The 25,591-nt window shown below is 28.6% G+C and carries 31 protein-coding genes; 19 read left to right on the plus strand and 12 right to left on the minus strand.

What is annotated here, in order from left to right:
* Positions 1 to 255: 255 nt before the first annotated feature.
* The gene (locus tag E2O22_RS08170) at positions 256 to 990 is read left to right on the plus strand and encodes a methyl-accepting chemotaxis protein (protein ID WP_412174898.1); all 735 of its coding nucleotides are present in this window, start codon (positions 256 to 258) and stop codon (positions 988 to 990) included.
* A gap of 10 nt (positions 991 to 1,000) precedes the next feature.
* Here E2O22_RS08170 and lon read toward each other — a convergent pair whose 3' ends face one another.
* On the minus strand, positions 1,001 to 3,379 hold the full coding sequence (gene lon, locus E2O22_RS00725) for an endopeptidase La (protein ID WP_133318781.1): 2,379 nt from the start codon (positions 3,377 to 3,379) through the stop codon (positions 1,001 to 1,003).
* A complete protein-coding gene (gene bamD, locus E2O22_RS00730; RefSeq protein ID WP_133318782.1) occupies positions 3,379 to 4,035 on the minus strand; it encodes an outer membrane protein assembly factor BamD in 657 nt (218 codons plus the stop codon). Before bamD ends, lon begins: the two co-directional genes overlap by 1 nt.
* Positions 4,036 to 4,210: 175 nt before the next feature.
* On the opposite strand from bamD, the gene fliW reads away from it, so the two are divergent.
* From fliW to E2O22_RS00755, 5 genes are all read left to right on the plus strand, one after another.
* Positions 4,211 to 4,606: a flagellar assembly protein FliW gene (fliW, locus tag E2O22_RS00735; RefSeq protein WP_012661666.1), complete on the plus strand. Its 396-nt coding sequence runs from the start codon at positions 4,211 to 4,213 to the stop codon at positions 4,604 to 4,606.
* On the plus strand, positions 4,606 to 5,334 hold the full coding sequence (locus tag E2O22_RS00740) for a pyrroline-5-carboxylate reductase (protein WP_133318783.1): 729 nt from the start codon (positions 4,606 to 4,608) through the stop codon (positions 5,332 to 5,334). The genes fliW and E2O22_RS00740 overlap by 1 nt, the downstream gene beginning before the upstream one ends.
* The gene (locus tag E2O22_RS00745; protein WP_133318784.1) at positions 5,331 to 5,627 is read left to right on the plus strand and encodes a hypothetical protein; all 297 of its coding nucleotides are present in this window, start codon (positions 5,331 to 5,333) and stop codon (positions 5,625 to 5,627) included. The genes E2O22_RS00740 and E2O22_RS00745 overlap by 4 nt, the downstream gene beginning before the upstream one ends.
* Complete coding sequence (locus E2O22_RS00750) at positions 5,611 to 6,339, plus strand: prepilin-type N-terminal cleavage/methylation domain-containing protein (RefSeq protein WP_133318785.1); 729 nt, start codon at positions 5,611 to 5,613, stop codon at positions 6,337 to 6,339. Before E2O22_RS00745 ends, E2O22_RS00750 begins: the two co-directional genes overlap by 17 nt.
* A 98-nt stretch (positions 6,340 to 6,437) precedes the next feature.
* A complete protein-coding gene (locus E2O22_RS00755; RefSeq protein WP_133318786.1) occupies positions 6,438 to 6,752 on the plus strand; it encodes a hypothetical protein in 315 nt (104 codons plus the stop codon).
* On the opposite strand, the gene E2O22_RS00760 is transcribed toward E2O22_RS00755, so the two are convergent.
* The 6 genes from E2O22_RS00760 to E2O22_RS00785 all read right to left on the minus strand — a co-directional run bounded on the left by E2O22_RS00760 (position 6,745) and on the right by E2O22_RS00785 (position 11,601).
* Positions 6,745 to 7,380, minus strand: a complete 636-nt coding sequence (locus E2O22_RS00760) for a MarC family protein (RefSeq protein WP_133318787.1) — start codon at positions 7,378 to 7,380, stop codon at positions 6,745 to 6,747. The genes E2O22_RS00755 and E2O22_RS00760 overlap by 8 nt on opposite strands.
* A gap of 52 nt (positions 7,381 to 7,432) precedes the next feature.
* Entirely contained in the window at positions 7,433 to 7,693 is a 261-nt protein-coding gene (gene rpsR / locus E2O22_RS00765; RefSeq protein ID WP_039618521.1) for a 30S ribosomal protein S18, read from the minus strand.
* Between the two features lie 10 nt (positions 7,694 to 7,703).
* Positions 7,704 to 8,234, minus strand: a complete 531-nt coding sequence (locus E2O22_RS00770) for a single-stranded DNA-binding protein (RefSeq protein WP_133318788.1) — start codon at positions 8,232 to 8,234, stop codon at positions 7,704 to 7,706.
* A 3-nt stretch (positions 8,235 to 8,237) separates the two neighbouring features.
* Positions 8,238 to 8,612, minus strand: coding sequence for a 30S ribosomal protein S6 (gene rpsF, locus E2O22_RS00775; RefSeq protein WP_133318789.1), 375 nt, complete (start codon positions 8,610 to 8,612; stop codon positions 8,238 to 8,240).
* A gap of 90 nt (positions 8,613 to 8,702) precedes the next feature.
* Positions 8,703 to 9,668, minus strand: coding sequence for a DNA polymerase III subunit delta (gene holA / locus E2O22_RS00780; RefSeq protein WP_133318790.1), 966 nt, complete (start codon positions 9,666 to 9,668; stop codon positions 8,703 to 8,705).
* Entirely contained in the window at positions 9,661 to 11,601 is a 1,941-nt protein-coding gene (locus E2O22_RS00785) for a VacB/RNase II family 3'-5' exoribonuclease (protein WP_133318791.1), read from the minus strand. The genes holA and E2O22_RS00785 overlap by 8 nt, the downstream gene beginning before the upstream one ends.
* Positions 11,602 to 11,708: 107 nt before the next feature.
* Between E2O22_RS00785 and ilvC the strand changes: the two genes are divergently transcribed.
* From ilvC to E2O22_RS00810, 5 genes are read left to right on the plus strand one after another with little or no spacing between them, the layout of a single operon-like run.
* Positions 11,709 to 12,731 carry a ketol-acid reductoisomerase gene (gene ilvC, locus E2O22_RS00790; RefSeq protein ID WP_012661655.1) on the plus strand — a complete coding sequence of 341 codons (1,023 nt, stop codon included), beginning with the start codon at positions 11,709 to 11,711 and terminating at the stop codon, positions 12,729 to 12,731.
* Between the two features lie 10 nt (positions 12,732 to 12,741).
* Positions 12,742 to 13,797 carry a divergent polysaccharide deacetylase family protein gene (locus E2O22_RS00795; RefSeq protein WP_133318974.1) on the plus strand — a complete coding sequence of 352 codons (1,056 nt, stop codon included), beginning with the start codon at positions 12,742 to 12,744 and terminating at the stop codon, positions 13,795 to 13,797.
* Positions 13,784 to 14,551, plus strand: a complete 768-nt coding sequence (locus E2O22_RS00800) for a DNA-processing protein DprA (RefSeq protein WP_133318792.1) — start codon at positions 13,784 to 13,786, stop codon at positions 14,549 to 14,551. The genes E2O22_RS00795 and E2O22_RS00800 overlap by 14 nt, the downstream gene beginning before the upstream one ends.
* Positions 14,548 to 14,934: a Holliday junction resolvase RuvX gene (gene ruvX, locus E2O22_RS00805; RefSeq protein WP_133318793.1), complete on the plus strand. Its 387-nt coding sequence runs from the start codon at positions 14,548 to 14,550 to the stop codon at positions 14,932 to 14,934. Before E2O22_RS00800 ends, ruvX begins: the two co-directional genes overlap by 4 nt.
* The gene (locus E2O22_RS00810; RefSeq protein ID WP_133318794.1) at positions 14,921 to 15,814 is read left to right on the plus strand and encodes an RsmB/NOP family class I SAM-dependent RNA methyltransferase; all 894 of its coding nucleotides are present in this window, start codon (positions 14,921 to 14,923) and stop codon (positions 15,812 to 15,814) included. Before ruvX ends, E2O22_RS00810 begins: the two co-directional genes overlap by 14 nt.
* A 187-nt stretch (positions 15,815 to 16,001) precedes the next feature.
* Here the strand turns inward: E2O22_RS00810 and rpsO are convergent, their stop codons facing one another.
* Positions 16,002 to 16,274 carry a 30S ribosomal protein S15 gene (gene rpsO, locus E2O22_RS00815; RefSeq protein WP_012661650.1) on the minus strand — a complete coding sequence of 91 codons (273 nt, stop codon included), beginning with the start codon at positions 16,272 to 16,274 and terminating at the stop codon, positions 16,002 to 16,004.
* A gap of 184 nt (positions 16,275 to 16,458) precedes the next feature.
* Here rpsO and E2O22_RS00820 point away from each other — a divergent pair, with 184 nt between their 5' ends.
* The 5 genes from E2O22_RS00820 to E2O22_RS00840 are packed head-to-tail and all read left to right on the plus strand — an operon-like array spanning position 16,459 to position 20,923.
* Positions 16,459 to 16,863: an Rrf2 family transcriptional regulator gene (locus E2O22_RS00820; protein WP_133318795.1), complete on the plus strand. Its 405-nt coding sequence runs from the start codon at positions 16,459 to 16,461 to the stop codon at positions 16,861 to 16,863.
* Positions 16,856 to 19,015, plus strand: a complete 2,160-nt coding sequence (gene flhA, locus E2O22_RS00825; RefSeq protein ID WP_133318796.1) for a flagellar biosynthesis protein FlhA — start codon at positions 16,856 to 16,858, stop codon at positions 19,013 to 19,015. The genes E2O22_RS00820 and flhA overlap by 8 nt, the downstream gene beginning before the upstream one ends.
* A gap of 9 nt (positions 19,016 to 19,024) precedes the next feature.
* Positions 19,025 to 20,077 carry a DHH family phosphoesterase gene (locus E2O22_RS00830; protein WP_133318797.1) on the plus strand — a complete coding sequence of 351 codons (1,053 nt, stop codon included), beginning with the start codon at positions 19,025 to 19,027 and terminating at the stop codon, positions 20,075 to 20,077.
* Positions 20,061 to 20,297: a hypothetical protein gene (locus E2O22_RS00835; protein WP_133318798.1), complete on the plus strand. Its 237-nt coding sequence runs from the start codon at positions 20,061 to 20,063 to the stop codon at positions 20,295 to 20,297. Before E2O22_RS00830 ends, E2O22_RS00835 begins: the two co-directional genes overlap by 17 nt.
* On the plus strand, positions 20,294 to 20,923 hold the full coding sequence (locus E2O22_RS00840; protein WP_133318799.1) for a hypothetical protein: 630 nt from the start codon (positions 20,294 to 20,296) through the stop codon (positions 20,921 to 20,923). Before E2O22_RS00835 ends, E2O22_RS00840 begins: the two co-directional genes overlap by 4 nt.
* On the opposite strand, the gene E2O22_RS08100 is transcribed toward E2O22_RS00840, so the two are convergent.
* Positions 20,912 to 21,043: a hypothetical protein gene (locus E2O22_RS08100; protein WP_256374638.1), complete on the minus strand. Its 132-nt coding sequence runs from the start codon at positions 21,041 to 21,043 to the stop codon at positions 20,912 to 20,914. The two genes, E2O22_RS00840 and E2O22_RS08100, sit on opposite strands and share 12 nt — an antisense overlap.
* Positions 21,044 to 21,283: 240 nt before the next feature.
* Here E2O22_RS08100 and E2O22_RS00845 point away from each other — a divergent pair, with 240 nt between their 5' ends.
* Genes E2O22_RS00845 through dnaK form a run of 3 tightly spaced genes read left to right on the plus strand, consistent with a single transcriptional unit; the run spans position 21,284 to position 24,457 of the window.
* A complete protein-coding gene (locus E2O22_RS00845; protein WP_133318800.1) occupies positions 21,284 to 22,066 on the plus strand; it encodes an HrcA family transcriptional regulator in 783 nt (260 codons plus the stop codon).
* A complete protein-coding gene (grpE, locus tag E2O22_RS00850) occupies positions 22,063 to 22,572 on the plus strand; it encodes a nucleotide exchange factor GrpE (protein ID WP_114640401.1) in 510 nt (169 codons plus the stop codon). The genes E2O22_RS00845 and grpE overlap by 4 nt, the downstream gene beginning before the upstream one ends.
* A gap of 22 nt (positions 22,573 to 22,594) precedes the next feature.
* Complete coding sequence (gene dnaK, locus E2O22_RS00855; RefSeq protein ID WP_114640400.1) at positions 22,595 to 24,457, plus strand: molecular chaperone DnaK; 1,863 nt, start codon at positions 22,595 to 22,597, stop codon at positions 24,455 to 24,457.
* 31 nt (positions 24,458 to 24,488) lie between these two features.
* Here the strand turns inward: dnaK and E2O22_RS00860 are convergent, their stop codons facing one another.
* Together E2O22_RS00860 and E2O22_RS00865 are read right to left on the minus strand one after the other, a co-directional pair.
* Positions 24,489 to 25,142, minus strand: coding sequence for a DNA/RNA non-specific endonuclease (locus tag E2O22_RS00860; RefSeq protein ID WP_133318801.1), 654 nt, complete (start codon positions 25,140 to 25,142; stop codon positions 24,489 to 24,491).
* On the minus strand, positions 25,139 to 25,582 hold the full coding sequence (locus E2O22_RS00865; RefSeq protein WP_133318802.1) for a GatB/YqeY domain-containing protein: 444 nt from the start codon (positions 25,580 to 25,582) through the stop codon (positions 25,139 to 25,141). Before E2O22_RS00865 ends, E2O22_RS00860 begins: the two co-directional genes overlap by 4 nt.
* Positions 25,583 to 25,591: the final 9 nt, after the last annotated feature.

Genomic DNA, 25,591 nt, shown 5'->3' on the forward strand with positions numbered 1-25,591 from the left:
CATAATATTAACTTTATTAATAAAGCTTTAGATGATATAGAAAAAACAGGAAAATCTGTTTTTAAAAATGCTTTATCAAGAGAACTTATGGACTTGAGTTTAAATAGTCAAAATAAAAATTTAAACGATTTGTCTTCTGCATTAAATAAAATCATCAAACTTATGAGAGAAGTTTTTGGTGATATTAGAATAATCTCAAATACAGCACAAAAAAATGGTTTAGAAGTAGGTAATTTACAGGATTCAATTTCATCAATGATGCAAGTGGCTGATGAAAGTAAAAATGCTGTAAATACTTTTGCATCTAATGCTCAGAGTATCAATGCAATTGTTGAGGTAATTAGGGATATTGCAGATCAAACTAACCTACTTGCATTAAATGCAGCTATTGAAGCAGCTCGTGCGGGAGAGCATGGTAGAGGTTTTGCGGTAGTTGCAGATGAAGTAAGACAACTTGCTGAAAAAACACAAAAAGCAACAGGTGAAATTACTTTAGCAATTCAAGTAATGAATCAAGAAATTGCTTCTATACAAGAAAATAGCGAAAAAGTGTTTGATATTGCAAATTCTTCTGATAGTAAAGTTGCTGATTTTAGTGAGGCATTTAAAGAATTAGAGGATAAAAGCTCTCATTTAGGAAAAGAATTTGTTAATTTTGCTTCTGATTTAACTCTTTCTGCAATGAAAATAGATCATATATTATATAAATCTGATGTTTATTTAACTCTAAATGGTTCTCAAGAAAATCTTCAAAATCTAGATCCTATTTCAACTTTATGTAAAGATGAAGATGCAAAAAGTATTTTCTGTCCTTTAATTTCTCAAAATGAAATGGAGATTAAGAGTGAGAAAATACAAAGCGCGGCAAGTAAAGCTATAAAAATAGCTAAAAAGGATAATATATCAAAAGAAGATTATGACTCTATTATTAATGATATAAGAGAACTTGAAAATGAAAGTAGAGTAGTTATGAATAAATTAGAAGCTTAAAGCTTCTAATTTAGATAAGAGCTATTTTTAAAACTTCTTGTAAATTTTTCACCCCAATAATTTTCATATTTTTTACTACTTCTTCAGGAATATCTTTCAAATCTCTTTCATAGTTTTTATGTGGGATAATGGCTGTTTTAATATCAGCTTTATAAGCAGCAATAAGTTTTTCTTTTAAACCACCTATTGGTAAAACATTGCCCATTAGATCAATTTCTCCAGTCATTGCAACATTTGATTTTACTTTCTTGTCGCTAAAAATAGAAGCAATGGCTGTGGTAATAGTTATACCTGCACTTGGTCCGTCTTTTGGAGTGGCTCCATCTGGTACATGAATGTGAAGATTATATTGATTATATATGTTTTCATCTTCTTTGTAGAAAAGTTTCTTTGAGACTTTAATTTGTTCATCATCGATTAAATTCTTAACAAGACTTTGAGCAATTTTTGCTGATTCTTTCATTACATCACCTAAGCTCCCTGTTAAAGTTAGATCACCCTTGCCTTTGATTTTAATGGCTTCGATTTTCAATACATCTCCACCTACCGCAGTCCAAGCAAGTCCATTTACCTGTCCGATTTTATTTTCTTTTTCGTGCTTTTCTATTTCAAAGACTTTTTTACTTAAAAAATCTTTTAAATTTTTATCATTAATTTCAATATTTTTAATATCTTTTTCTAAAAGAAGTTTTTTAACACATTTTCTACAAATTTCAGCAATTTTTCTTCTTAAATTTCTTACACCTGATTCTCTAGTATATTCATTTACTATTAATTCTATAGCATCATCACTAAAGCTTATTTCTTCTTTTTTTAATCCATGTTTTTTTATTTCATCAGGTATGAGATAGTTTTTGGCTATTTGGAATTTCTCTTGAGGGGTGTAAGAGCTAAGTTCTATAAATTCCATTCTATCTTTTAGAGCAGGTGGAATTAAACTTGCATCATTTGCAGTAGCTATGAAAATGATTTTGCTTAAATCGATGTTGAAATTTAGATAATAATCTCTAAATTTAGTATTTTGTTCAGGATCTAAGATTTCAAGTAAAACTGCACTTGGATCTCCTCTATGATTGCGACTTAGTTTATCAATCTCATCAAGCACAACTACTGGGTTGCTTTGTTTTGCTTCTATAAGTCCTTGTATAATGCGTCCTGGCATAGCTCCTATATAGGTTCTTCTATGTCCTCTTAGTTCATTAACATCTTCTAAACCACCTAAAGCTATGCGCACCAACTCTCTTTTTAATGCCTTTGCGACTGAATTTGCTAAAGAAGTCTTGCCAACACCAGGAGGGCCAACTAAGCACAAGATGACTTTTGCACCATCTCTATCTTTAATCTTGCGTTTTTCTAAAAGTTCTTTAACTGCAAAGTATTCTTCAATACGCTCTTTTGGTTTTTCTAGGGCATAGTGATCACTATTGAGTTGTAAAGATACATCTTTTAAATTTAGTTTTTTCTTTGAGGAGTGCTCAAAAGGTATATCTAAAACCGTTTCTATGTAAGTTTGCACCATAGAAGCTTCTGAATTATCTTGATGAATTCTTTCATATTTTTGAATTTGCTTTTTGATTTCTTTATAAGCCTCTTCATACATAAAAGCTTTTTTCTTTTCTAATTTTTTATTATATTCCTCTACTTCGCTTTCTTTTTGTATATCGCTTCCAAGCTCTCTTTGAATTTGTTTGAGTTGTTCTTTTAAAAAGTATTCTTTATTAACCTTGTCAATTTTAGAATGAACTTTATTTTTGATTTCTTTTTGGATTTTATTTGCTTCAATTTCTTTAGCTAAATAATCAATTAAATTTAAAAGCTTAGTTTCTAAATTAGTTTCGATAAAAAATTCATAAGCTTGTTGTTTTTTGATTTTAATAGAATTTAATATTAGATCACAAATTCTGCTAGGCTCGACATCTTCTTCTATAGTTCTTAAAAGATCAGGTGGAAAATAATGACTCACAGTCGATAAAGCTTTTGCTTTTTCTCTAACTACTTCTATAATAGCTTCTTTTTTTGTATTGCAAATTGGCTCTTGATGAATTAAATCAACTAAAGCATATAAAGGATCATCCGAAATTCTCTCAACAATCTTGGCTTTTGCATATCCTTGGAATAAAATTTTTATCCTACCATCAGGCAGTGGAACTTTTCTCATAATACTCCCAATGACACCACAATCATATATATCATCAAAGCCACGCCCACCTTCAATTTTTGATGGTGCCACAAAAATCATACTTTCATTTTGTAAAGCGGTATCTAAGGCTTTAATATTTTGCATATCATTTAAAAAAATAGGTGTTATCATAAAAGGGTATAAAAAAAGCTCATCTTCTACAAGAATGGGAAGTTTTGTTGGATAGTTTTGAGTATTTTCTAATTTCATTACATTATACCTTCTTCAAATATTTTTCTATACCATGGAAGTTCTGGTTTAATCATATCGATTTTATTAAAATCGGAATTTTCGATTTTTTGCTTATAAATCTCATAGCTTTGTTCTCTGTTTTTTTTCTGATATAACTCTGCTATACTTGTATCAAGGTAAAAAACTGCAAGATTAAATTTAGTTAGCATAGTATCGATTAAATCATTATATTGTACATTAGGATAGTTTTGATTATATTCTTTGATTTCTTCTATTGTTTTTAGCATTAAAGCTTGGTTACGATTTGGAACAGCAAAAGAGTCAAATTTAGCTTTGATTTTTAAATATCTTATATAAGCTACATTTTTAGAATCACCAAATTTGTTTAAATATTCATCAAGATAAAAATTTGCCATTTCATATTCTTCTTCACTAATATGAGCTTGAGCTAATATAAGTAAAGTTTGTTCTAATAATGGATCAGCAATATGTTCACCTGCCATTGAAGTATAGTGTTTATCAGCTGCTTCAAGATTTTTTTCTTGTAAATCTTTTATAATTTGTTGATACCATTCCATAGAACTTAGATTATATAAATCTTCAGCTTTTTTCGAGCTACATGCTCCTAAAAATAAACCTGCAATAATAAGTGAAAAAATAAAAAGTTTTTTCATTGTGTTACCTTATAAATTTAATAATTGTAATTATAATGTTTTTATGTTTATGAAATTGTTAATTTTTAAAACTAAAATTATAGTCAAAAACTCTTAATTAGTGTAATTTTTAAAATTGGAACTAAAATTGCTTAATGAGTTGTAATTTCTTAGTTAATAGATTTTAGGAGGCAAGATGAACTTAGAAGTTAAATGTCCTATTTTAGGTTTTGAAGATACCAAAAATATGAATTTTTATAAAATAGACGAGGTTTTTTATAGACTTAAAAGCCTTGATGGTAAAGATTTTTCTTTTGTGATGATTGATCCTTATATGATCCGTCCTGATTATGATTTTGAAGTGCCTGATTATTATCAAGAATTATTAGCTTTAAATGAGCAAACTAATTTTGGTGTGTTTGTTATAGTAGCTATTAATGAGCCATTAGAAGAATCTACGGTAAATTTTTTAGCACCTGTTGTGATGAATTATGATAATAACTCTTTAGTGCAAGTGATTTTAGATACAAGCAAATATCCTAATTATTTTCAGTCTGAAAAGATTTCAGCTTTTATTAAACAAACAAAATAATGTCTGAAATTTATATTTTAGGAAATGGTGCTATGGCAAGTGCTATAGCTAAAGGTTTAGAGGATACTTATAAAGTAGTTATTGTTGCTAGGGATTTAAAAAAAGCCAGTGGTTTAAATTTAAAAGTATTATCGTATGATGAGTTTGATATGGATAATAAAAATATTATTTTGGCTTTTAAACCTTATGCGTTAGAAGAAGTAGCTGTTAAATTAAAAGGCAAGGCAAGATGGCTTATTTCGGTTTTAGCAAACACTACTTTTGAGCGGCTTCATTGTATTGATGCACAAAATTATGTGAAAATTATGCCAAATACAGCAGCCGAATTTAAAGCTTCTACAACTGCTTATTTAATGGAAAAAGATTTATTTAAAGATGAAATTTTATCTTTGTTAAATACTTTTGGTAAAGCCATAAGTTTGCAAAATGAAAAAGAATTTGATATAGCTATGGTTTTGAGCGGTTGTGCTCCTGCATTTTTAGCTTTGGTAGCAGAAAGTTTAGCTAATGCAGGTGTGAAAAATGGTTTAAAAAATGAGCTTAGTTATGAGCTTACTCACGCAAGTTTTGAAAGCTTTAGTGCTTTGTTTAATCATGCTCATCCTGCTATTATTAAAGAAAAAATTTGTTCTCCAGCAGGGGTAACTATAAAAGGAATTGAAGCTTTGGAAAAAAGAGCTTTACGCGGTACCTTTTTTGAAGCTTTTAATGCAAGTTTAAATAAATGAAGCAAGCTTTTAGTCTCCTAGAGCTTGCTTTTTGTATTGTAATTTTATCTTTTATTTTTGGATCTTATTATCTTGTATTTGCAAATAAATCTTTAAATGTTATATGGCAAAATCAAACCCTTTTTAATGAAGAAAAAGAATTGCTAAAGAAAATTCCTTTATATAAAGCAAAAGAGATAAATATAAATAATTACAACTTTTTAGAATACACTAGTGGTGAATTTAAACTCAAATCTTTAAAAATAAAAGATTTATCCTATAAAGAAGCTTTTGTAGATGAAAAAGGCCTTTAGTTTATTGGAGCTTGCGTTAAGCCTTGTTATTTTGGGTATTTTGATTACTATTTTAATTAATCCAGCTATGTATATTTATAATTATAGTTTTAATGTTAAAAAATCTAGTGAAATATTTTTTGATTTAAATCAAGCTTTACTTAGCATGGAGAAAATTTATAATTCTTGCTTGAATGCAATATTTACAAGTAATTCTTTTGAGTGTTATATGAGCGCAAATGATGATATTTTTTATGATTTGTCATTAAAAAAATTAAACTTCAGTGGTATTATTTTAGAAAATAATGAAAGTTTTTTTAGTCCAAAAAGTAATTTGCATTTTATAGAAAATGGAATTTCTGAAGGAATTTTGAGCAATTATAAAGATATGCATAGTATGAAGAAGTTGAAAATATATACTAGTGATTATATGTATATTTATGATATAAAAAATTCAAAAATCTATAAAATATTAGTTGATGATAGAGAGAAAATCCATTTTATTAATGAGAAATTTAGTGGATTTTATACTATTTTATATGCTTATGTTAGAGTATATTTAGAAAATGAAAATATTTATATGCAAATAGATGATTTAAATCATAACAAACAAGTATTTTTATTAGCTCAAAATATTTCAAAACTTATTTTCAAGCATGATGGCGAGTTATTAAAAATTACAATTTGCAGTAATACTCAAAATAGATGTTTAGATAAATGGATGCTTTTGTGAAAAAATCATTTGCAATGATATATACAATATTTTTTATTTTATTTATTTCTTTTATTATGGCGTTTATAATAAAAATTTCTTCATATCCACCAAGAATTATGAAAGATTTAACGCTTTATACTCAAGGAAATATTTTACTTCATGATGCTAAAGAGTTTGCTAAATATTTTTTATATCAAGCCTATTTGGAGGGTAAAGAATGCTTAAGTGAATATAATTTTGAATATAATAATACAAAAATACGAATTGATTATGCTTATCCTTTGGGTGAATGTAAAAATAATAAATTAATTGCAAAGTATATTCATGCAAAAAGTATTGTAGCGGTAAATATTAGTGTGTTGTTAAATACTAATAAAGCAGTAAATGAAGAAGTGTTTTTGCAAAAAAGTTTTTTTATTTATCCTAGGTAGATTGAATGTAAGTTTGAATTCCAATAGCTATCATTTTTACTCCCATAGCCATAATAAAAACTAAAGCAATGCGTGAAAAAACATAAAGCACAAGCTTACCGATAACTTTTTCAATAGTAGCTGAAAAGTGAAATAAGGCAAAAATAAAAGCAAAAGTAAGTAATACAGAAGCTATGGCTATAGCTAAATTTTGATCTTCTGAAATAACTACTATGGTAGAAAGTGTTCCAGGTCCTACAAGCATAGGAAATGCCATTGGTACTATACTTTTTTTTAATAATTCTTTGTGGCTTAATCCTTGATAGTGTTGAAATTGAGTGCTTGATGGGGTGAAAAGTAGATTTTTTGTACTCATAATGATTAAAATCAAACCACCTGCAACTCGTAAATCATTAATATCTATTTTAAATAAATATTTCATGATAAATGGTCCAGAAAGTAAAAAAACTAAAACAATACAAAATGCAGTGTAAATGATATTTCTAAAAAGTTTTTTTCTTGTATCAGCATCTAAACCTTCAGTCATTGCAATAAATTGTGGAAGATTTCCAAAAGGATTTAAAACCGCTATAATAGCAACGGATGCAAGTAAAATAACATAAATTTCAGATTCTATATCTGAAAACATAAAACAACCTTTTATTTTCCCAAGCTTAAAAAGCTTGGGTTTGATTTAATAATTATAGTCCTTCAAAAGGATTAGTAACAACTTCTTTTCTATCTACGATATAAGGGATAAGTGCTACATGTCTTGCACGCTTAATAGCAACTTCAACCATTTCTTGGTGTTTTTTGCTAGTACCTGTTAAACGGCGTGGCATAATTTTAAATCTTTCTGATAAAGCATGTTTTAGCAATGCTGTATCTTTATAGTCTATAAAATCAACTTTAGCTTCAGTATATTTACAATATTTGCGTGAGTATTTTCTTTTTTCTGCCATGTTTTTTCCTTTAAAATGGTAATTCTGTATCATCATCATATTTATCAATATCAATTTCCTTCATAGGGGCTTCCTTTTGAGGATTTTGATAGGTATTATTAGATGAATTTGTTCTAGTTTGTACTTGAGCATAAGGATCAAAGCTTTGTTGTTGATTAAAATTTTGATTATAACCATAATTTTGATTTTCAAAATTACTTTGTTGATTATTTTGCACAGTTGAACCCAGCATTTCTAAATTTTCAACTTGAATACTATGTTTTGATCTGTTTTGTCCATTTTGATCGCTCCATTGCTCAAATCTCAAACGACCTTCGATTAAAATTTTACTACCTTTATTAAGGTATTGATTAGCAATTTCTGCAGTTCTTCCAAAAAAGCTAATGTCGATAAAGCAGGTTTCCTCTCTTTTTTCTCCTGTATTTGTACTAAATCTTCTTGTTACAGCTATAGCAGAAGAGCCTATTGCGCTACCTGATGGAGCATAACGCATTTCTATGTCCCTTGTAAGATTCCCTACTAAAACGACTTTATTAAACATTAATTAGCCTTCTGTACTTTCACTAGCTTTAATTTCTTTTTTATTTTGTTTGATACCCTTGCTTAGTCTTTCCCAAGCTGCAATTTCTTTTTTATTTTCATATTTTACGATTAAAAATCTGATTACTTCTTCAGTGATTCTTAATACCCTTTCAAGCTCTGCTATTAAATTTGTAGGAGCTTTGAAATAAATCACAAAATAAGTTCCTCTTTCATATTTTTTAATTTTGTATGCAAGTTTTCTTGTTCCCATTGGAACTACGCTTTCAATTTCTGCGCCATTTTTTGTAAGGACTTCTTTTACGAATTCCAACTTAGCACTTACTTCTTCTTCTGTAAGTGTTGGTTTTAATATGAATAAAACTTCATAATGTCTCATTTAATTTCTCCTTATGGATATAAAGCCTAAAATTTTAGGCAAGGATTTTGCATAAAATGCAAATTTAATTTTACCATAAGTTTTCTTAATTTAACTTTTTAATATGGAGCTAAGTTGTAAAAGTGTTGCGATTAAAAATTCTTTTTTTTCTATTTTAGAATTCTTTTTTAATTCATATTCGCAATTACAAAGTATCAGAAAGATATTTTTATATTGTGATATTTTGATCATAAGAGCTTGTTTTTGAAGATTTTGTGCCACAGAAATAGGTGGAGCATAGCCTAAAATTTCTTTCAAGTCTAAATTTCCATAAATTTTAACATGTAGTGCAATTTTAAAAAGTCTAGAAAAATTTGCATATAAGGCATTAATCAATACTATTTCATTGTAATTTTCTAAAATACTTTCAAGTTCATTCCTTAAATCTTTTTTTTGCATTAATTTATCAAAAAAACTTTCAAAACTAATAGTACTTAAACTATAACAATGCTCTTGGATGATTTTTTCATCGATATTTAGACCACTAAATTTATTTAACTCATTAGCCGCTAAATATAAATTTTCATTAAAATTATAAAAAAGAGTATAAAGGGCATTTTGAGTAATGTTAATATTTAATTCTTTAGCTTTTAAAGCTAGCAATTCCATGCCTTCCTTAGCTGAATTTACTTTATAAAATCTACAAAAATTATTAGCAAAAATTTTCTCCGCTTCACTTTGTTTGGAGTTTTCATCATAAATTTCAAGTAAAAAATAATTATCTTGCGAATTTTGACAAAGCTGTAAAAGTTGCTTGAGTTCTTTACTTGGGATTTTCTTTTGAGTTTTGATTTCTAGCAATTTTCTTTCGCTAAATAAGGAAGCGCTAGATAAATAATCATATGCTTGCTTAAAATCATATTCTTCAAAATAAAATCTTAAACTCTCATCAAAAGAGTATTTGTCTTTAATAAATTTAGTATAAAGCTCTATTTGGAAATTATCCGCTCCATAAAGTAAGAAATAATTAGGAAAATTATTGCTATTAAGTAAGCTTTGGAGTTGATTTTTATACATTTTGGTTTCTTTCTAAACTAAAATGCTTGGTGATTTTGCCAAAAATTTTAGCACTAACAATATCTACTTCAGTGATTTCTACTTCTATATTTTCTAATAAATTTGCCCTTGAACCTATGATGGTAATCAAAGCTCCCTTAATTTCATCATTTAATTTTACTTGCAATGAACTTTGATTTTCTACCACTAAAGCCTTAAATCTTTTTCCTATATTTTCTTTTGCCCATCTTGCAAATTTTCTATCCATAAAATGCCAAGCAACCTTATCTGCTTCTCTTTCTAATAAACTTAATTCCTCGCAAGTACTTTGTATATTTAAAAGCAAATAATTAAACATTTTTTCATCATTATTGATTTTAGCTTTTAAAAGTCTATGCAATATAAGATCAGAATATCTTCTAATAGGACTTGTAAAATGGGTATATTTATCAAAACCTAAGCCAAAATGTCCTGCATTTTCACTAGAATATTCTGCTTTTTTTTGCGCCTTGATGATGAGTTTATCTACTTCTTCTCTTATATTTAGCTCATTTGCTAAGACTTGAATGTCTTTAAATAATTCTATGACATTATTTTTAGGATTAATATCTATACTAAGTGTTGAAAGATCAGCTAGTAATTGATCTATTTTTTTATAATCAGGACTTAAGTGATTTCTAAAAACTCCTATATCAATGAGTTTTGCTGCAGCTTTATTAGCTAAAAGCATACAATCTTCGATTAAATTATGCGAGGCCGTGTCATTTTCAAGGCGTGTTTTTATGAGTTTATTATTTTCATCTAAAGTCATTCTTAGCTCTTGGGTTTTAAACTCACAAGCATTTTTTAATCGTTTTTTTCGTAAATTTTGAGTGATTTTGAAAACCTCATAAAGCCAATTGATTGCGCCTAAATCTTCTTGCGTTTGTAAATACTCATCAACTTCATCGTAATTAAAACGGCGTTTTGAGTTGATAATAGCCTCAAAAAGCTCTTCTTTAATCACTTCATTATTTTGATCTAAGCTTATTTTAAAACAAAATGCTAATCTATCTTCATTAGGTTTTAGTGAGCAAATATTTTCACTCAAAGCTCTTGGTAACATAGGTATAGCAATATGAGGAAAATAAATCGAAAAACCCCTTGATCTTGCTTCTTTATCAATAGCGCTATAAGCATGCACATAAGCGCTTACATCAGCTATGGCTACATAAATAGCATGCTCATTTTTATCATAATAAATTGCATCATCAAAATCTTTTGCATCAATTGGATCAATGGTGCAAAAATTTAAATTTCTAAGATCTTTTCTTGATGGATACATACTTGCATCAACTTCATTTCCATAAGCTCTTGCTTCATTTTCACATAAATTATCAAAAACTGCATTTTTATTAAAAAGTGCTAAGGAAATTTTTTCATCTACAAAATCATCATCAATATGCCCTATCACTTCAGTGATATTATTATCATGATTTTCTATTTTTAAAATAGTTCCTAAAGGTAGAGTTTTTAAGGATTTTTGAGAGGCTTTTAAGGCACATGTGAGTCCTGTTTGAATATTTACTCCAAGGACTGCTTCGCCGTATTTTTTAGTTATAACCAAAGAAGTTTCATGGGCTCTTTTAAGTATTAAAATAACTTTAGCACTTGGACGCTTTTTTTTAAGAGGAAGTAATTTTGCCACAACTATGTCAGCATAATTTGCTCCTTTTAAATTTTTATTTTCTATGAGCAAATCACGCTTAAAAACAGGATCAAAACTTTCTAAAAATCCCGTTCCATTAGCTGAAATATCAATCTTACCAAAAGTAAAGCCATCTTTTAAATAGTATTTGTTTTTATAAAATTTAATGATATCACAAGTTAGCAACTCTCTAATGATTTGCTTGCTTTTATTGGTAATTTCATCAGCATTTAGACCATAGCTTAGTTGATTAAATAATTCTTTCATAATACTCTTTATAGTAATTTTTCAAAACTTAAATTTTATCATAAAAGGATTAAATTTATATTTTTTAGTTATAATCTTTGCTTTAATTTTAATTTTAGGAGTGCATAATGGCTGTGTCAATTTATTATGATAAAGATTGTGATATTAATTTAATAAAATCAAAAAAAGTAGCTATTATAGGTTTTGGCTCTCAAGGTCATGCTCATGCTATGAATTTAAGAGATAGTGGTGTAGAAGTGATCATAGGCTTAAAAGAGGGTGGGCAAAGTTGGGCAAAAGCTCAAAAAGCAAATTTTATAGTAAAAAGTGTAAAAGAAGCTACTAAAGAAGCAGATTTGATTATGATTTTAGCTCCTGATGAAATTCAAAGTGAAATTTTTAATGAAGAAATTAAACCTGAATTAAAAGCAGGTAAAACTTTAGCATTTGCACATGGATTTAATATCCATTATGGACAAATTGTTGCTCCAAAAGGTATAGATGTGATTATGATAGCTCCTAAAGCTCCAGGTCATACTGTAAGACATGAATTTAGTATAGGCGGGGGCACTCCTTGCTTAATTGCTATCCACCAAGATGAAAGTAAAAATGCTAAAAATTTAGCTTTAAGTTATGCTAGTGCTATAGGTGGTGGTAGAACAGGTATTATAGAAACGACTTTTAAAGCTGAAACTGAAACAGATTTATTTGGCGAACAAGCGGTGCTTTGTGGAGGACTTAGTGCTTTAATCCAAGCTGGTTTTGAAACCTTAGTTGAAGCAGGGTATGAACCTGAAATGGCGTATTTTGAGTGTTTACATGAAATGAAATTAATTGTGGATTTGATTTATCAAGGCGGTATTGCTGATATGAGATATTCTGTTTCTAATACAGCTGAATATGGAGATTATATCACAGGGCCTAAGATTATTACCAAAGAAACTAAAGAGGCTATGAAAGGTGTTTTAAAAGACATACAAAATGGAAGTTTTGCTAAAGATTTTATCTTAGAAAGAAGAGCAAATTTTGCAAGAATGCACGCAGAGCGTAAATTAATGAATGATTCTTTGATAGAAAAAACAGGACGCGAACTTCGCGCTATGATGCCTTGGATTAGCGCTAAAAAATTAGTTGATAAAGATAAAAACTAATTTGAAAACTATAAATAAAAAATACAAAGTGCTTCTAGCGCTTTGTCTTATTGTGTTTGGAATTTTTCTTTTTGCATTTGGAGCTTTATTTTTAAAAAAAGAAGAAAATAAAGGTTTAGATTACAATCAAACAATAAACAAAAAAGAACCATTACCTATAATAGAACAAGAAAATAATTTTAGTTTTAATGATATAAATTTGACTTTAGAAAATGAAAATTTAGAATTTTTAGATAAAAATATTAGTGAAATTTTAAATTTAAACCCTGTAAATACAGAGTTAAATCAAACTAAAGAAGATAATCAAACTTCAATTTTAGAAGTAATAGATCAAAATACAAGCAAAGAATCAAAAAATGAAGAGCAAAATATATCAGATAAAAGCGAGGATAACAAAACTCAAATTCTAGTACAAAAAAATACCAAGCCTCGTCTAGCAATTATTATAGATGATATGGCAAGTCACACTCATGTAGATATGCTTAAAAAAACAAATTTAAAATTAATCCCATCTTTTTTTCCACCTGATAAACGCCATCCTTATACAGCTGAGTTTGCAAAGGATTTTGACTTTTTTATGGTGCATTTGCCTCTTGCTGCTATAAAATATGACAAGGCAGAATTAAACACTTTACACCCTAGTGATGATATAGAAAAAATAAGCAAGCGCGTAGCTTTTGTAAAAGAACAATTTCCAAAGGTAAAATTTATTAACAACCATACAGGAAGTTTATTTACTGCAAATAAGCAGGCTATGGAAAAATTATTTAATGCTTTTAAACAAAATGATTTTATTTTTGTAGATTCAAGAACCATAGGAAATTCTAAAGCTAAAAATTTAGCAAGTCAATTTAATCAGCCTTATATAGCTAGAGATGTTTTTTTGGATAATGAAGATGATATAGCATATATTAAAAATCAACTCAAACAAGCAGTAGAAGAGGCAAGAAAGAAAGGTTTTGCTATAGCTATTGGTCATCCAAGAGAAAAGACTTTTAAAGCTTTGGTGCAAAGTAAAGATTTATTAAATTCAGTTGAACTTGTATATTTAAATGAAATTTATTGAGAATATTGAAGATTTTAAAAATCTTTTAAATCCACCTTCAAAGATTTATTATAAAGGCAATTTGGAGCTTTTAAATGCTAGAAAAGTAGCTATTATAGGTTCTAGAAAAATGAGCGTTTATACTAAAAATTGTCTCATTGAGTTAGTATCTTTGTTAAAAAAGACTAAGGTTTGTGTAGTAAGTGGTGGGGCTTTGGGTGTGGATATCCAAGCAGCTAAAATAGCTTATCCTCAAACTATAGCCATATTTGCTAATGGACTTGATGAGATTTATCCAAAAGCTAATACAAATGAAATTTTAAATATTTATGAAAATGCATTAGCTTTAAGTGAAAATGAAGCAAAATATAAAGCAAAGCCATATGATTTTTTATTAAGAAATAGGCTTATTATTGCTTTAAGTGAGGTTGTTATAATAGCTCAAGCTGATTTAAAAAGTGGTTCTATGCAAAGTGCAAGGCTTGCTTTGAGTATGAATAAACCTATATATGTATTACCTCATAGGAAAGATGAAAGTGAAGGAACAAATTTACTTTTAGCCGCAAAAAAAGCAAATTTAATTCATAATTTTGAGGAATTTGCAAAAATGTTTGGAGAGCTTTATCAAGAGCAAAGTGAGGATGATTTGTTAAGCTTTTTAAAGCATGAAAATGATTTAGAAAAAGTTTTGAAAAAATTTGGTGATAGAGTTTATGAATATGAACTTGAGGGTCTGGTGGAAATTTCTGGAGTGAAAATAAGAGCTTGCATATGAATACTTTAGCGTTAGATATAGGTTTAAAGCGTATTGGTGTTGCTTTGTGTATTAATAAAAGCATGGCCATGCCGTTTGAAGCTATCATTAGAAAAAACCGCAATCAAGCAGCAAATGAGGTAAAAAAATACATTAAAGACTATGATGTAAATACTTTGGTGGTAGGAATTCCTTTGGGCGGATCTAGTGAAGACGAAATGCGAAAAAGAATAGAGCATTTCATATCTTTACTTGATTTTGATAAAGAAGTTTTTTTTGTTGATGAGAGTTTTAGCTCTAAAAACGCACAAGAGCTTGGTGTAGTGAATTTAAAGAAAAAAGATGGCAAACTTGATTCTTTAGCTGCATATTTATTTTTAAAGGATTTTTATGGCCTTGCTTGATTTAAATACAGCTTTAGATGAAATTTATACAAAAGAGCAAAAAGAACAAATCCTTCAAAGTTTTAATCAAGAAAAATATGTCAATATTTTTAGAAATTCTTTGCTTATTGACAATGAAAAACTAGAAGAAATTCTAAATGAAAAAAATATAAAATTTGAAAAAATTGATTTGTATTGTTATAAAATACCTAGTATTTTTAAAAGCAAATTAAGCTCAATGAATGCTTTTAATGAGGGTAAGTTTTATATACAAAATTATTCTTCGTATTTATGTACTAAAACTTTGGGTGTTAAAGCTGGTGAGAGTGTATTAGATATGTGTGCAGCTCCTGGTGGAAAAAGTTTAAATTTGGCCAATTTTATGCAAAATGAGGGTTATTTAGCAAGTTGTGAATTATCTAAAACACGCTTTTTTACCTTAAAAAAAACTATGGAAAATTATCAAGTTAAAATTGCAAAATGCTTTTTAAAAGACGCACGCACTATAGGTAAAGCTTGTCCTTTGAAATTTGATAAAATTTTGCTTGATGCGCCTTGTTCAACTTTTGCAAAAATGGGTTTTGAAATACAAAAAAACACAAAAGAAATTAAGCAAATAGCAAATTTACAAAAAAAACTTTTACATTCAGCATTACTAGCCTTAAAACATGGTGGGGAATTGGTTTATAGTACTTGTACATTTTTAAGAGAAGAAAATGAAGCTGTTTTAGAAAATGCGTTAAGAAGTGAAAATTTTAAATTAGAATTACTAGATTTTGATTTATTAAATGTTAACTTCATTAATGCAAAAAGTGATGATTTTGACTTGTCATTTGCCAAAAGAGTTTTACCAGATAATTATGCAGATGGGTTTTTTATAGCAAAAGTGAAAAAATATTAAAAATCAATAAAATTAAATGTGAAAAATATTTTTACTCATAAAACTTAAAGTGCTATTTTTAGATACTTAGAAGCTAAAATCACATCGTGAAACTCTTGTGAATAAAATATTGAAATTTTGAAAACTTAAATTAAAGAAGTGGTAAATAACTAAAATAAAATATATTAAAGATAAATAAGCACGAGGCTTATTTATCTCTTAAATTTAATTCGCTGATTAATTTAGAATAAGCTTGATAATCTTTTCTTTTTAGATAAGATAAAAGTCTTTTTCTTTGACCAACAAGCTTTAAAAGACCTAAACGAGAAGAAAAATCTTTTTTGTAGATTTTTAAATGTTCTGTTAAATCTGAAATTCTTGCACTTAAAAGTGCGATTTGAACTTCTGGAGAACCAGTATCTCCTTCTTTTCTAGCAAATTTTGCAACTATTTCTGCTTTTTTAGCCGAATCTAAAGCCATAATAGACCTCCTGAGCGGTATTTAAAATAAAAAGTGCAATTATAACTAAAAAAACAAAAAAAATGCTGAAATTTGAAAAATAAGAAATTTAATATTTAACAACACATATTTTTGATATAATTAAAATTTTTATTTAAAGTTAAAAATAGATATTGTTTATTAATATTTTAATGAAAGGAAAAAAGTGTTATTTACCAAAGCTAGCGAATATGCTTTATTGTCTTTAATTCATATAGCAAAATCCCAAGAACCACAAGATGTAGATACTATGTCAAGTGTTTTAGATATACCAAAAAGTTTTTTGGCGAAAATTTTACAAGTACTTGCCAAAGACGCACTTTTGAAATCTTATAAGGGTGCTAAAGGTGGATTTATGCTTGTTAAAAAGCCAAGTGAATACACTTTAAAAGAAATTATTAATAGTGTAGAGAAAAAATCTATCAATGTATTTGAGTGCAGTAATGGAATTTGTCCTTCGCAAAAAGAAGAAAATTGTAAAATTATGCCTGTGTTGGTGAAGCTTCAAAATAAGATAGATGATTTTTTAGTTTCTATTACTCTAGAGGATATTATTCAAAATAATGGCTAAAAGGGATATTTTTAGCTTAGTATTGCCTTGGATTGCTCCACTTGTTGCACCTATTTTAAAGGCAAAGAGTCTAACTATAGTAGCTGTAATTATTGCAATTTTAGCTATTATTATAGTACCTTTACCAAGTATAGTTTTAGATTTTTTTCTTGCTTTAAGTATAGCAATTTCGGTTTTAATTATTTTAATTTCTTTATATATACCAAAGCCTACGGATTTAACAACTTTTCCAACTATGATTTTAATTATCACGCTTTTTAGACTTTCACTTAACATAGCTACAACGCGTATGATTTTGAGTGAGGGTCATCAAGGACCAGCTGCTGTTAGTGATATAGTGGCAAGTTTTGGTGAATTTGTTGTTGGCGGTAATTATGTTATAGGTATGGTTGTTTTTTGTATTTTGGTTTTAATCAATTTTATGGTTGTAACTAAAGGTAGTACAAGGGTTTCTGAAGTTCAAGCAAGATTTACCCTTGATGCAATGCCAGGTAAGCAAATGGCTATTGATGCGGATTTAAATGCAGGTTTGATTGATGAAAAAACTGCACGCGCAAGACGCCAAGAAATCATAGCTGAAGCAAATTTTTATGGAGCAATGGATGGTTCTTCTAAATTTATAAAAGGGGATGCTGTTGCTGGGATTATTATCACCATTGTAAATTTAATTGGTGGGTTTATGATAGGTTATTTTCAGCATGATATGGAGCTTGGAGAATGTGCTTCAACTTATACTATATTAACAATAGGCGATGGACTTGTTTCTCAAATTCCTGGACTTATAACTTCAACGGCAACTGCAATTATCATCACGCGTGCTAGTAAAGATGAGGATAATTTTGCTGAAGGTTCTATCAATCAGCTTTTAGGGGAATACAAAACTTTATTAATTGTAGGCTTTGTTTTATTTATATTTGCTTTAGTACCAGGCTTGCCACATTTTTCTTTGGGCTTTATGGCTTTGGTGTTTTTAGGACTTGGTTATATGATAAAGCAAGTGCAAGAAGGTAAAATTCAAATCAATGCAATTTCAGCTAAAAAGTCTCAAGAAACCCATGAAGAAGAACAAGCTAAACCTCAAAAACGCAGCGAAGAAGAAATCTTAAAAGAAGAAGAGAATAAAATCACAGATATTTTAAAATTAGAAATTTTAGAATTAGAATTAGGTTATGGACTTATCAAACTAGCAGAAAGTGAATTAACAGAGCGTATTAGATCAACAAGACGCAATATAGCTCAAAGTTTAGGTTTTTTAATGCCAAAAATTAGAATTAGAGATAATTTGCAATTAAAACCAAATGAATATACTTTTAAACTCAAAGGTGTAGGTATAGCTAGTGCTGAAATTTATCCTGATAAATATCTAGCTATGGATAGTGGTTTTATCACTGAACCTATCGAAGGTATAGCTACTAAAGAACCTGCTTTTAATTCTGATGCTTTGTGGATAGAATCATCTTTAAAAGACGAGGCAACGCTGAATGGTTATATTGTAATTGATCCAGCAAGTGTGATTTCAACCCATATGAGTGAGCTTATAAAAGCTAATGCTTCAGAGCTTTTAACTAAACAAGAAGTGCAAAATTTATTAGATAAAATCAAAAATGATTATCCTATCGTGGTAGATGATTGTTTAAGGGTTGCTAGTATAGGTTTAATTCAAAAAGTTTTAAAAGCTTTACTTAAAGAGCATATTCCTATTAAAGATATGCTTACAATTTTAGAATCAATTAGTGATATAGCTGAAGTAAGCAAGAGTTTGGATATGATTATTGAGCATGTAAGGGCTTCTTTAGCAAGAGCAATTACAAATTTATATGTGGATGAAAAAGGGCAAATTAGCTTTTATATTTTTGATGCAGCTGCAGCTGCAAAATTAATGGAGCATGTGCAGTTTAAAGATGGTTCGTATCATTTAATGATAAATGTAGCCCAAACTGGTGCTTTAGTAGAAGCTTTAAAAGCTGAACTTGCAAGTGTGGCAAATACAAGAATTAAACCTTTCTTGCTTTGTGTTGAGCCACAACTTAGAAAATTCATTGCTGATATTTGTTCTAATTTTGGTATTAATATTACAGTTTTAAGTTTTGCTGAGATTGCAGAAAATACTAAATTTGAAACAGAAGGTATCATAAAAGTTGATAATTTATAAAGGAAAAATATGAAAATTTATCATCTTTCACATACGGATTTAGATGGCTATGCTTGTCAGTATGTGCTAGATTTTTATTTTAAGAATTGTTATTTTTATAATTCTAATTATGGTAAAGAGATTAATGAAAATTTTAATGTGATTTTTAAAAATATAGAGGAAGATTTAAAGCAAAGTCCTAATGAAGAATTTGTGATTTTAATCACAGATTTAAATTTAACATTAAGTCAATGTGAAGATTTTCAAAAAGCCATAGAAGGAAAAAAAATTAAGCTTTTACTTTTAGATCATCATCAAAGTGGCTTAGAATGTATGCAAAAATATCCTTGGTATTTTTTAGATGATAAAAGATGTGCTACTAAGATTGTTTATGATTTTTTTAGTAAATGTTATGGCGAAAATAAGGCTTTGTCAGAATTTGTAGATGTGGTAAATGCAGTAGATATTTGGTTGAGTGAAGATGAGAATTTTGAACTTGGAAAAGTACTACTTGGTATGGTTTCTGGAGCAAAAGAAATCAATAGAGTAATGTTTGCACAAGAAAATATCAAATATCTTTTTTATCTTTTTGATGTTTGTAGAAAATACATTCATCAAAAAAATGCTCATATTAATTTAGATGATGATTTACATGGCTTAAAAAAATCTTTTTTTAAAAAAGAAAATGATGATACTTTAAGCAATTTAATTTCTAAATTTATAGTAGAAAGACTAAGTGTAAATAAAGAAAAATTTAGTGTATTTTATAAAGGAAGTAAAGGTTTATTAACTTCAAATATAGGCAATACTTCCGTAATTGGAAATGATTTTTTAATGCAAAATCCTGATTTTGATTTTTTTGTTGATCTTAGTTCGAGAAAAACCTTAAGTTTTAGAGCAAATAATAAAATCGATGTGAGTTTGATGGCTAAAAGCTTGGTCAATGGGGGAGGGCATAAAAATGCTAGCGGAGGATTATTTGCTGCGTATAAAGATAGCTCTAACTATGATTTCATAAAAGCACAATTTGTAGATTTAATTAAAAGCAAAGAATTAAAGGAAAATAATGAAAACAAATCATGATTTTAAAGAAGAAATAGAAAATTTACAATATGAATTAAGCATAGTTTTAGAAGCAATGCTCTTGTTTGCTGGGGTAAAAAGAGCAAAATTAGAAAAAGCAATTGGAGTTTATATTGATTGTATTGATGAAGTTTGTCAAAATACCCAAAAAGAAGGAGTTGATGAGATCTTAGAAGTAGTGGAGTACTTAAAAATTCATCATAAAGATTTATTTGAATGAAAAATTTATTATTGCTTTTTATAGGAATTTTTTCTTATGCAAATATCTATGAAGATTTAAGTGATTTTGCTTACAATAAGCAAAACACGCTAAATTTAAGCTCAAGTCAAGCTTTATTGTTAGAATACAAACAAAACAAACAAGCTTGCGCGGATATAGTGCTTACTAAAGATAAGGCTTTCGTGGTTAAATTTTATCCACTGTGTGAAAATTTAAACGAAAAAAATCTAAATGAATACTTAAATACGCAATTTATAAGTTTATACACTAAAGATTTATCAAAACTAAGAAAAGAAATTGCTGATATTAAAAATATTATGCGCGATTTTATGATTTATTATACCTTACATCAATCTTTTGCAAATGAAATTAAGAAAATGAGTAAAAATGATAAATTACAAGCGTATGAACTAGATGAGAAGAAAGGTGGAAAAATTCTCTACAAGGTCAATAATCAAGCTTGTGTAATTTTTGATTTATATTTAGATGAAAATCTGCAAGCTAGTATGCAAGTAAGTGGAATGGAAAATTTGGATAAAACTTGTATGGAGTTAATCTCATCCCCTGATTTTAAAGACTTATCTTTCACAAAAGAGGGTATGAGAAAATATAAATTAAAAAACTAATCTAAAAAATCTTAAATAATATAACTTTAAAATTCTACTTAAAGCCATTTTTTTTCTTTCTATATTGGAAAACACATAAGCTTCAAGATCTTGCTTTTCTCTTAAAGTAAGATTTTTCATTATTATAAACCTTTTAAAAAATATTGCTAGACGCAATTATATTATCTTTTCTTTTAAAAAAACTGAAAAATAAGTTTTTATATATTATATATAAATGGCTAAATAAACTTTAGTTATATAGACTAAATAATTTTAAATATTTTTATTTAAAAATAACTTGACATTATTATACTAAAGTTGTATAATTATCTTGTCACTTAAAAACATTGAGTGCTAAAATAAAAAATTTAAGGTTTTATAGTGAAGTCTTATAGTAAAAAAGATTTAATTTTAAAAACTATCATTGAAACCTATCTAGAGGATAATAACCCTGTGGGTTCTAATGAGTTAAATCATAAAGTTAGCATACCTGCTTCTACCATAAGAGTTTATTTTAAAAAATTAAGTGATGAAGGTGTATTAACGCAACTTCATATTAGCAGTGGTCGCATACCAACTTTTAGTGCTATGAAGGCTTATTGGTATGAGCAACTTTGCGAAGATGAGATTGTGATTAACGATCTTGCATTGTTGGAGTTTTTGCTTGATAAGTTTGAAATTTATACCTTAGTTTATGGTGGCGATGAGCTTATTTTGCAAGATATTACCAAGGTTAATGATAAATTTATCATACTTGATTTTGGACAAAATGAGTTGGTTTTAAGATTTAGCCAAGATAGTCTGGTTTTCTTACAAAGACTTATAGGGCTTGATCTAAAAAGTATTGAAAATTTAGCTTTTAGAGTTGAGTTTAAAGAGTTATTGGAAAAAATAACTATGCTAAAAGAAGCTATGGTTTATTATAGATATAATGAGAGTAAAGCTTATCAAATTTATCAAAATGATGAATTTGCTAAGCTTTTATCTCCTCAAATTGGATTTTATTTTAACGATAAATTGCAATTTGATCCTTTATTTGAAGAGGGTTTTATGGGATTAAAGCTTAAGAGTACATTTTTAGGCAAAGAATCTAATGTGGTTTTTGCCGGTAGTGTGTATTCTGATTTTAAAACAATGTTAAATATTATAAAGGAGGCTGCGTGAGCGAAGAAAAGCAAAATGAGCAAATGCAAGAAGAAGCAGTGGAAAATTCAGAAAATCAAAACAATGAATTAGAAAAACTTCAAGCAGAGTATAATGAGTTAAAAGATACTTATTTAAGAGCAAATGCTGAATTTGAAAATATCAAAAAAAGAATGGAAAAAGAAAAAATTTCAGCAACAATTTATGCAAATGAAAGTTTTGCTAAAGATTTGCTTGATGTAGTTGATGCATTAGAGGCGGCTATTAATGTAGAAGCTAATGATGAATTAAGTTTGAAAATAAAAGAAGGGGTTCAAAACACTTTAGACTTGCTTTTGAAAAAACTTGAAAAACATATGGTTAAAGCAATAGAAGCAAATGGTGAGTTTGATCCAAATTTACATGAAGCGATGTTTCATGTTGAAAGCGCCGATCATGAAAGTAATCATATTGTCCAACTTTTACAAAAGGGCTATATGATGAATGATAGAGTAATTAGATCAGCAAAAGTTAGTGTTGCAAAATAAAATTTAATAAAAAGGATAAAAAATGGCAAAAGTTATAGGTATAGATTTAGGTACAACAAATTCTTGTGTGAGTGTATATGAAAGAGGTGAGAGTAAAGTTATCCCAAATAAAGAAGGTAAAAACACTACCCCTTCAGTAGTTGCTTTTACAGATAAAGGTGAAGTTTTAGTTGGAGATAGCGCTAAGCGTCAAGCTGTGACTAATCCTGAAAAAACTATTTATTCCATAAAAAGAATCATGGGTTTGATGATTAATGAAGAAGCAGCAAAAGAAGCTAAAAATCGCTTACCTTATCATATCACAGAGAGAAATGGGGCTTGTGCGATTGAAATAGCAGGTAAAATTTATACTCCACAAGAAATTTCAGCAAAAGTTTTAATGAAATTAAAAGAAGATGCAGAAGCTTTCTTGGGCGAGAAAGTAGAAGATGCGGTTATTACTGTTCCTGCGTATTTTAATGATGCACAAAGAAAAGCTACAAAAGAAGCAGGACAAATTGCAGGATTGAATGTATTAAGAATTATTAACGAACCAACTGCAGCGGCTTTGGCTTATGGACTTGATAAAAAAGAAAGTGAAAAAATTGTAGTTTATGATTTAGGTGGTGGTACATTTGATGTTACTGTGCTTGAAACAGGTGATAATGTTGTAGAAGTTTTAGCAACAGGCGGTAATGCATTTTTAGGCGGTGATGATTTTGATAATAAATTAATTGACTTTTTAGCAAATGAGTTTAAAGATGAAACAGGTATTGATCTTAAAAACGATGTAATGGCTTTACAAAGATTAAAAGAAGCAGCTGAAAATGCTAAAAAAGAATTAAGTTCAGCTAATGAAACTAATATTAATTTACCATTTATCACAGCTGATGCAAGTGGTCCAAAACACTTAACTAAAACTCTAACAAGAGCTAAATTTGAAAGTATGATTGATGGTTTAGTTGCTGAAACTATTAGTAAGATTAACGAAGTAGTAAAAGATGCAGGGCTTGATAAAAGTGAAGTAAAAGAAATCGTTATGGTGGGTGGTTCTACTCGTGTTCCACTAGTACAAGAAGAAGTTAAAAAAGCCTTTGGAAAAGAGCTTAATAAATCAGTAAATCCTGATGAAGTTGTTGCAATAGGTGCGGCAATTCAAGGTGCGGTTATTAAAGGTGATGTTAAAGATGTATTATTGCTTGATGTTACTCCGCTTTCTTTAGGTATTGAAACTTTAGGTGGTGTGATGACTAAAATCATCGAAAAAGGTACAACTATACCAACTAAAAAAGAGCAAGTTTTCTCAACTGCTGAAGATAATCAAAGCGCAGTTACTATCAATGTTTTACAAGGTGAGAGAGAATTTAGCCGTGATAATAAATCTTTAGGAAATTTCAATCTTGAAGGAATTCCACCAGCACCTCGCGGTATGCCACAAATTGAAGTAACTTTTGATATTGATGCAAATGGTATTTTAACAGTTAGTGCAAAAGATAAAGCTACAGGTAAGGCTCAAGAGATTAAAATCACAGGTTCAAGCGGACTAAGTGAAGAAGAAATCAACAATATGGTAAAAGATGCAGAGCTTCACAAAGAAGAAGATAGAAAACGCAAAGAAGCAGTAGAAGCTAGAAATGCTGCTGATAGCTTGGTACATCAAGTAGAAAAATCTTTAAGTGAGCTTGGAGATAAAGTAGGCGATGATGATAAAGCAAATATTCAAAAAGCTTTAGATGAGTTAAAAGAGACATTGAAAAATGCTAATGCTTCTAAAGAAGAAATCGAAGGCAAAATGAAAGCTTTAAGTGAAGTTTCTCATAAATTAGCAGAAAATATGTATAAAAAAGAAGAACCAAATGCTCAAAAGAAAAAAGACGATGATGTAATCGATGCTGAAGTTGAGTAAAAACTAAACTAGAAGCCTTGTTGCTTCTAGTTTAATCAATATATTTTTTACAATCTTCCTTAAAATAATTTCTATCAAATCTTGCAAAATTATCATTATTTGGCACTTTATAACATTCAGTGAAATTTTTAGCCTTAAGAATTTTGATATAAAAACTAGGAATGGCTATGTTGTTTTTAATGCGTTTTGGCTTATCATCATAAAGTACTAAATTTAAGACTTCCAATTCTTTATTTTTCTTTGCTAAATATCTTTCTCTTTGTTCGATTTCATTCCAAATTTCTGCATTAATATCTTTTTTTTGCGGAGTGATATTGCTCATTAAAAAAGTACTAAGTTGGGCTTGTGGGGTTGCATTCATGGATTGATTTGGTACGACATGCCCTCTTGTATAACCACTTCTTAGATAATCCTCCCAATAAGTTCTATACTTTTTAGGAATATTGGTATCATCTTTAAATTTTGGGCGTTTTTTGATGTGCCCTTGATTTAAAATTTTAGCTTCTAGTTTATAAGCAATTGCCTTAGTGCCTTTATAATTATAATCATAACAATTAATATAATAATATTTATCCATCAATAAAGAGCAGTCTTTAAAATAAGCTTTAAAGCTAGGATGTAATTCATATTGAGTATAAGCAAAAGAGCTTAAAGCTAAGACACAAAGTGTTAAAACTTTTTTCATGCTAAAAGCTTTCTTACCATTTTATTAAGTCTTTTACCATCAACGCTTGCACCAAAAGCTGTTTTAGCTTCTTTCATCAAAATACCTTGTTCTTTTAAAGAGCTAATTTGTAGTTTTTCTATAAGTTTTTTTAGCTCACTTTCTAATTCCTCATCGCTAAGTTGTTTTGGTAAATAAGCACTTAAAATAGCTACTTCTTGGAGTTCCTTTTGTGCTAAATCTTCTCTAGAACCTTTGCTAAAAGCAAGTGCAGCTTCATTTCGTTTTTTAATCTCACTCGCAATGATTTTATATATTCTTTCATCATTAAGTGTGATTCTCTCATCAACTTCTATTTGTTTAAAGCTAGCATTAAGCGTTCTTAAAGTATTTCTTTTAAAATCATCTTTATTACGCATAGCTTCTTTGATATCTTCTAAAATTTGATCTTTTAAACTCATTTTTTCTCC

This window comes from Campylobacter lari (assembly GCF_004357905.1).
Classification (GTDB): domain Bacteria; phylum Campylobacterota; class Campylobacteria; order Campylobacterales; family Campylobacteraceae; genus Campylobacter_D; species Campylobacter_D lari_D.

Coding starts and splice junctions, on each gene's coding strand:
- E2O22_RS08170 (WP_412174898.1), top strand. CDS start 256: ATGATGCAAGTGGCTGATGAAAGTAAAAATGCTGTAAATACTTTTGCA.
- lon (WP_133318781.1), bottom strand. CDS start 3,379: ATGAAATTAGAAAATACTCAAAACTATCCAACAAAACTTCCCATTCTT.
- bamD (WP_133318782.1), bottom strand. CDS start 4,035: ATGAAAAAACTTTTTATTTTTTCACTTATTATTGCAGGTTTATTTTTA.
- fliW (WP_012661666.1), top strand. CDS start 4,211: ATGAACTTAGAAGTTAAATGTCCTATTTTAGGTTTTGAAGATACCAAA.
- E2O22_RS00740 (WP_133318783.1), top strand. CDS start 4,606: ATGTCTGAAATTTATATTTTAGGAAATGGTGCTATGGCAAGTGCTATA.
- E2O22_RS00745 (WP_133318784.1), top strand. CDS start 5,331: ATGAAGCAAGCTTTTAGTCTCCTAGAGCTTGCTTTTTGTATTGTAATT.
- E2O22_RS00750 (WP_133318785.1), top strand. CDS start 5,611: ATGAAAAAGGCCTTTAGTTTATTGGAGCTTGCGTTAAGCCTTGTTATT.
- E2O22_RS00755 (WP_133318786.1), top strand. CDS start 6,438: ATGAAAGATTTAACGCTTTATACTCAAGGAAATATTTTACTTCATGAT.
- E2O22_RS00760 (WP_133318787.1), bottom strand. CDS start 7,380: ATGTTTTCAGATATAGAATCTGAAATTTATGTTATTTTACTTGCATCC.
- rpsR (WP_039618521.1), bottom strand. CDS start 7,693: ATGGCAGAAAAAAGAAAATACTCACGCAAATATTGTAAATATACTGAA.
- E2O22_RS00770 (WP_133318788.1), bottom strand. CDS start 8,234: ATGTTTAATAAAGTCGTTTTAGTAGGGAATCTTACAAGGGACATAGAA.
- rpsF (WP_133318789.1), bottom strand. CDS start 8,612: ATGAGACATTATGAAGTTTTATTCATATTAAAACCAACACTTACAGAA.
- holA (WP_133318790.1), bottom strand. CDS start 9,668: ATGTATAAAAATCAACTCCAAAGCTTACTTAATAGCAATAATTTTCCT.
- E2O22_RS00785 (WP_133318791.1), bottom strand. CDS start 11,601: ATGAAAGAATTATTTAATCAACTAAGCTATGGTCTAAATGCTGATGAA.
- ilvC (WP_012661655.1), top strand. CDS start 11,709: ATGGCTGTGTCAATTTATTATGATAAAGATTGTGATATTAATTTAATA.
- E2O22_RS00800 (WP_133318792.1), top strand. CDS start 13,784: ATGAAATTTATTGAGAATATTGAAGATTTTAAAAATCTTTTAAATCCA.
- ruvX (WP_133318793.1), top strand. CDS start 14,548: ATGAATACTTTAGCGTTAGATATAGGTTTAAAGCGTATTGGTGTTGCT.
- E2O22_RS00810 (WP_133318794.1), top strand. CDS start 14,921: ATGGCCTTGCTTGATTTAAATACAGCTTTAGATGAAATTTATACAAAA.
- rpsO (WP_012661650.1), bottom strand. CDS start 16,274: ATGGCTTTAGATTCGGCTAAAAAAGCAGAAATAGTTGCAAAATTTGCT.
- flhA (WP_133318796.1), top strand. CDS start 16,856: ATGGCTAAAAGGGATATTTTTAGCTTAGTATTGCCTTGGATTGCTCCA.
- E2O22_RS00830 (WP_133318797.1), top strand. CDS start 19,025: ATGAAAATTTATCATCTTTCACATACGGATTTAGATGGCTATGCTTGT.
- E2O22_RS00835 (WP_133318798.1), top strand. CDS start 20,061: ATGAAAACAAATCATGATTTTAAAGAAGAAATAGAAAATTTACAATAT.
- E2O22_RS00840 (WP_133318799.1), top strand. CDS start 20,294: ATGAAAAATTTATTATTGCTTTTTATAGGAATTTTTTCTTATGCAAAT.
- E2O22_RS08100 (WP_256374638.1), bottom strand. CDS start 21,043: ATGAAAAATCTTACTTTAAGAGAAAAGCAAGATCTTGAAGCTTATGTG.
- dnaK (WP_114640400.1), top strand. CDS start 22,595: ATGGCAAAAGTTATAGGTATAGATTTAGGTACAACAAATTCTTGTGTG.
- E2O22_RS00860 (WP_133318801.1), bottom strand. CDS start 25,142: ATGAAAAAAGTTTTAACACTTTGTGTCTTAGCTTTAAGCTCTTTTGCT.
- E2O22_RS00865 (WP_133318802.1), bottom strand. CDS start 25,582: ATGAGTTTAAAAGATCAAATTTTAGAAGATATCAAAGAAGCTATGCGT.